5 protein-coding genes and 1 pseudogene are annotated in these 5,441 nt (G+C 50.9%); all 6 read right to left on the bottom strand.

What is annotated here, in order from left to right; genetic code table 11:
• A pseudogene (locus QZ506_RS12430) lies at positions 1-77 on the bottom strand (IS1 family transposase); the annotation flags it as partial.
• The gene (locus tag QZ506_RS12435; protein WP_291971425.1) at positions 70-891 is read right to left on the bottom strand and encodes an ABC transporter permease; all 822 of its coding nucleotides are present in this window, start codon (positions 889-891) and stop codon (positions 70-72) included. The gene QZ506_RS12435 and the pseudogene QZ506_RS12430, both read right to left, overlap by 8 nt.
• Complete coding sequence (locus QZ506_RS12440; RefSeq protein WP_291971427.1) at positions 888-1,742, bottom strand: ABC transporter permease; 855 nt, start codon at positions 1,740-1,742, stop codon at positions 888-890. Before QZ506_RS12440 ends, QZ506_RS12435 begins: the two co-directional genes overlap by 4 nt.
• Complete coding sequence (locus QZ506_RS12445; RefSeq protein WP_291971429.1) at positions 1,739-2,890, bottom strand: ABC transporter ATP-binding protein; 1,152 nt, start codon at positions 2,888-2,890, stop codon at positions 1,739-1,741. Before QZ506_RS12445 ends, QZ506_RS12440 begins: the two co-directional genes overlap by 4 nt.
• Complete coding sequence (locus QZ506_RS12450; protein ID WP_291971431.1) at positions 2,869-3,999, bottom strand: ABC transporter substrate-binding protein; 1,131 nt, start codon at positions 3,997-3,999, stop codon at positions 2,869-2,871. The genes QZ506_RS12445 and QZ506_RS12450 overlap by 22 nt, the downstream gene beginning before the upstream one ends.
• A 229-nt stretch (positions 4,000-4,228) precedes the next feature.
• Complete coding sequence (locus tag QZ506_RS12455; RefSeq protein WP_291971433.1) at positions 4,229-5,110, bottom strand: MurR/RpiR family transcriptional regulator; 882 nt, start codon at positions 5,108-5,110, stop codon at positions 4,229-4,231.
• Positions 5,111-5,441: the final 331 nt, after the last annotated feature.

Raw genomic sequence — 5,441 nt, forward strand, 5'->3', positions numbered from 1 at the left:
CCACTTTTGCCATAACCGTGTTTTTTCACAGGAGATGTCTGTTCACAAAACGGGCATCTTACATCAACTTTAGCCACTGTATTCCACATCCAAAACCGGACATTTCACACTGCAATCAACATATTGAATACACGACCTAATCCCCAGTGTCACTATTGTCACGCCGATCGACAGCACGCTGACGGCCGCAATAGAAGGATCGAGCTGAAACTGTACCGTGTTCCAAATCCGCACCGACAGCGTTTGGCTGCCGTGATCGGAAAGAAACAGCGCAATAAGCAGTTCATCAAATGAACTGAGAAACGAGAAAATCGCTGCCGAGAACATACCCGGTGCCGCAAGCGGCAGCGTGATGCGTCGTAATACGTTGAAGTGGCTGGCCCCCAGGCTCATTGCCGCCTGCTCCAAACGATAATCCATGCCTTGCAGCGTCGAAGACAAAATAATGGTGGCAATCGGCAGCGCAATCAGGGCATGCCCGATAACAATACGGGTGAAGCTGTTAAACAGTGCCAACTCGGAAAAGAAGAAGAACAGCGTCAACGCCACAATCACGTTAGGCACAATCATCGGCAACACGATCAGCGCATACACCAGCGTTTTGCCGACAAAACGACAGCGCACCAGAGCCAGAGCGGCAAACAGCGCCAGTACCATGGCTAACAAGGTGGACATTAGCGCAATGGTAAACGACAGGCCGATAGCCTGTAGCCACTTCGAGTCCTGCAAAATCGCGCGCATCCACTTCAAAGAGAATCCTTGCGGTGGAAACGACAAATAGCTATTGGTACTGAATGCCAGAGGAAAGATCGTCGCAATCGGGACCAACAAAAGAGCGAGGGTCAACAGCGTGATCAGTAGCGGCAGCCAGCCGGGGCGGTTTCCGTTCATCCTTTCGCCTCAAAGAGTCGTTCCAATCCCACGACTCGAACATAGACCCAAAACAGCAATAAGGTGCACAGCAGCAGCAACGCAGACAGCGCCGACGCGAAGCCCCAGTTGAAATAGACTTCCAACTGATTTTCGATAACCATGGCGATCATGCTGTCGCGCGGGCTGCCCATCAGCGCCGGTGTCACGAAGAAGCCAATAGACAAAATAAACACCAGCAGGCTACCTGCGGCAACGCCAGGCAGCGACAGCGGCAAAAAGATGCGCCCAAAGGATCGAAGGCGCGAAGCACCAAGGCTATACGCGACCCGCAGCAATTGCGGATCGATGCCGCGCATCACGCTGTAAAGCGCCAGTACCATATAGGGCAGCAAGATGTAGGTCATACCGATTAACACGCCGAGCGGGGTATACATCAGTTTGAGCGGCGTATCGATAAGCCCCAACGAGCACAGCACCTGATTGACAAGCCCATTACTGCCCAACAGCACCATCCAGGCATAAGTGCGCACCAACACACTGGTAAAATGGGGGATAATGATGATGACAATCGCCATACCGGCTAATCGCGCAGGGAGTTTGCACAACACCCAGGCCACCGGATACCCCAACAGCAACGTCACCAGCGTGACGAGCAGCGAGGTGCGCAGCGTAATCCACAGCACTTGCAGCCAGACCGGCTCCTGTACAATGCGCGCAAAGTGTTTGCTGGTAAGACCGGGATCGAACAGGCTGTAACCGAGCATTTTCGCCAGCGGAATCAGCAAAAAAATCGTCAGGGCCAGCAGCGTTGGAGCCAGTAATAGCCAGGGTTTCCAGCGACTCAGACGCCTGTCATCACTCCCGCTCATCGCTGAGCCTCGGCGGGAATAAACCAGAGACTTTCCGTTGCCCACCCGATACGCACGCTGGCACCCGGCCGCAGCGTCCCCTCCAACGCCGAGTTCTGTAACTGTGCTAATAACGTCGCGCCATCACTCAGCACCAGCGTTAATTTAAGCGTATGCCCCAGATAGAGCATTTCAGCAATGGTGGCGCTAAGCGGCAAATGGTCTGATGTATCCCCCGGCAGGCCAATATGAATATGCTCAGGCCGCAGCACCGCCAAGACCGACTCCCCTACCCTTAGATGAGCAACGCCCTTACCGCACACCGTTTCACCGCTTGAAAGGCGCACGTCATAGCAGTGTTGCTGAATGGCGCTTATCTGACCGTCGATAAAGTTGGGTTGGCCAATAAATTCAGCCACCCAGCGATTCTTTGGTTTGGTATAGAGATCGTGCGGGGTATCAATTTGGGCAATCCGCCCCTGTTGCATCACAGCAATACGATCGGATAAGGTCAAGGCTTCTTCCTGATCGTGGGTGACGAACACCACCGTAGAGCCGGAAGTAACATGCAGCCGTTTTATTTCCAACTGCATATGTTCGCGCAGCTTTTTATCCAGAGCACCCAGCGGCTCGTCCATCAACAGTGCCACCGGGGAAAAGATCAACGCACGTGCCAGCGCAACGCGCTGCTGCTGCCCACCGGACAGCTCGCGCGGCAAACGATGCCCTTTATCATCAAGCTGGATCAACGCCAACGCATCCGCCACTTTCTGCTTGATGTCACGACGCGCCACGCCGCGCATTTCCAGCGGAAACGCCAGGTTATCCGCCACCGAGAGGTGCGGAAACAGCGTGTAGTGCTGAAACACCACGCCAAGGTCGCGTTTTGCAGGGGGCAAATGCGTAATATCCTGATCGTTAATCAGCACGCGTCCTTGGCTGGGTTTGGTAAAGCCCGCAACCATCATCAACGTGGTGGTTTTTCCTGAACCGCTGGCACCGAGCAACGTCACAAACTCGCCTGGCGCAATCGCCAAATCCAGATTATCGACGACAGCAGCCTGTTCGTAGCGCCGGGTCAGCCCCTCAAGGCGGAGTGCAGCTCCCGGCTGACGCCGGGAGCTGTGGTGTGTTGAATCCGTTTTCATTACCCCTGACCCAAGATCCATGGTTGCCAGATTTTTCCCACTTCCTCAATGTTATCTGTCCACCAGTGCGCATTTTGTACAAAGGAGCGCGAGTAATACTCAGGGTTGGAAGGCAGTTTCACCAAATCCTCTGGACGAACAAACTGGAAGGCTTTTTTATTGGTGGGACCATAGGCGATAAACTGGGTAATTTTCGCCTGAACCTCGGGCTGTAACGCAAAATCAATCAGCAACTGCGCATTTTCCGGGTTCGGCGAGCCTTTCAGCACGCTCCAATACTGCAACTGCTGTTTAATCTGGTTCCACTCAATGGCTAACGGCGCGCCCTGATCGATCAGCGCTTGTGCACGACCGTTCCACAAAGCCCCTAACACCGCTTCTTTGCGCTCCATCAATTGTACGGATAGCGCCCCAGTATCCCACCATTTCACGACATGGGGTTTGATTCGGCTCAGAGAAGCAAACGCACGCTTGATATCAATCGGGTAGATGTCTTTCATGTCTACGCCATCGGCAAGCAAGGCAAATTCCAGCTCAGTAGAACTGGTGCGCAGATCCGTTAAGGTACGCGGACCGGGGAAACGTTTCGCATCCCAAAATTCTGCCCAGGTACGCGGATGGTTGCCATCACGGAAGACATCCGTGTTGTAAACCATCACAGTCGAGAAGAACAGGTTACCGACCATATTGGGACGGCGTACTTCGGGGAAGATATCGTCGGGATTGGTAAACTTCATGCCCGCGTAGTTGATTGGCATCAACGCGCCGACAGCATTGATGTTGGTTTGTGTGACATCGCCGATATCCAGCACATCAAGCGTCACACGTCCTGCTTTGATCACTGCCATGATCTGCGCAGCCGTAGAAGGCTGAATGATCACTTTAATGCCGGTCAATTCCGTAAAAGGTTTATAGACCGCATTTTCCAGCGCTTCCTGATAGCTTCCACCAATCCCGCGCACAATCACTTCTTTGCTGGGTGCGGAAAAAACCGCAGGTGAGAAGGCACCGAGCAGAGCCCCTGCACCAATAATCGATGTTTGTTTTATTAAGCGACGACGATCGGCATTAACCCCCTCATCAACGCTGGACGGCATGAAACCCTGTTGCTTTTCGTTTCCTTTGTTCATATGTTTTCCTTTGAGAAACAAACGGTAAGAAACTACTTTTCTCTGATGTCAGCAAAACAAGACACGGTTTAATCAAAACGAGGATTAAACAAAAAATGGTGTTCCAGCAACACATTGATTAGTCAAATAATGAAACGAAGGCGCGAAGGTATTTCTTTATCATGTTACAGCGGTGGCAATAACCACCGCTGTTTTACTGCCTATTATTTTTACTGCTTTATAATTATATCTATTTATTATTGTTAAATAATTCCCTGGTGTTGGTAGTTTTCCAATGACCCAGAAGACGCCAAGCATCATCGGAAAGTTTTAAATTCGCTTTGATTTTCTCCTCATCTTTCGTGATTACCTGCGCCATCAACCAATCGGCGACGATCATCGGACTCACTTTCGACCACCATGCCACTGCGGATGAACTGCGCACGATATACAACATTTCATCAGCTTCATTGGCTAAAGGAGAGCTGGATCGGTCTGTCATCGCGACGACATAGGCTCCCCGTTGCCGTGCAAGGCTCATCAAATCAATGGTATAGGGGATGTAACGCTCCCACCCGATACCAATAAACACATCCTGCTCATTCACTTGCAATATACGGTCTGCCACATCACCGTGACCGATATTGAACACCTCGGTGTTGCCGAGAAAATGATTCAATTGCATCACCATATAGGAAACCATGGAAAACGACGTTCCGTTACCACTCACCCAAATACGCCTTGCGGCAGCGATACGCTCAGCGACTGCTGAAACAATACGGTCTTCATTCAGTTCTGCCGTGGCTTTCAAGAGCTGGCTGGCATTGGCAAACACGCTCTCTTTTAATTCTGTCTCACTGTGCAACGCAGGTTCGCGATGCAAGATGCCGCTGGCGCCAGTGCGCTCGATCAAAGCATCTCCCAATGATTCTTTCATGTGGGCGTAGCCCTCATACCCCACTGCACGTGAAAAGCGCACAATGGCGGCATCACTGATGTTCATCACAGCGGCCAACTGGCGGGCCGTCATGAATGCTACGCGATCTTTGTTGCGTTCGATGTAGCGTGCAATCATCTGCTGTGACGGTGTCAAGCGCGAAAAACGTTCCCTCAATAAAGCGGTGAACTCCATACTGCCCCCTTTAAGAATCAGTTGCTAAATTTAAAATAAAAAATGTAGTAATTGCAACACTGCATCTTATTTTTTCTTATTAACGCATAAAAAATAAGTAGCAGGCTATTAATAACCAATTCATGAAAGAATGGTTGTATTTGCTTCAGAAATAAAATATTTTAGGCCAATTTGCAGATAACCGCTTGCCAAGGCTTTGTTGAATAAATAGAACTTTTGGGTAATCATCGGAGCAGATCACCACAGTTGTTTCAAAATCAGGTCTCCATGGCAAAACAAAATTTTAAAATCACCAACTGGCCCTCTTATAACAAGGCCCTCAAGCAGCGCG

Origin of the sequence: Candidatus Symbiopectobacterium sp. (assembly GCF_020054415.1) — a bacterium.
Taxonomy (GTDB): domain Bacteria; phylum Pseudomonadota; class Gammaproteobacteria; order Enterobacterales; family Enterobacteriaceae; genus Symbiopectobacterium.

Bases quoted from the DNA above. Each gene is read 5' to 3' on its own strand.
- QZ506_RS12435 (WP_291971425.1), bottom strand. From the start codon at position 891: ATGAACGGAAACCGCCCCGGCTGGCTGCCGCTACTGATCACGCTGTTG.
- QZ506_RS12440 (WP_291971427.1), bottom strand. From the start codon at position 1,742: ATGAGCGGGAGTGATGACAGGCGTCTGAGTCGCTGGAAACCCTGGCTA.
- QZ506_RS12445 (WP_291971429.1), bottom strand. From the start codon at position 2,890: ATGGATCTTGGGTCAGGGGTAATGAAAACGGATTCAACACACCACAGC.
- QZ506_RS12450 (WP_291971431.1), bottom strand. From the start codon at position 3,999: ATGAACAAAGGAAACGAAAAGCAACAGGGTTTCATGCCGTCCAGCGTT.
- QZ506_RS12455 (WP_291971433.1), bottom strand. From the start codon at position 5,110: ATGGAGTTCACCGCTTTATTGAGGGAACGTTTTTCGCGCTTGACACCG.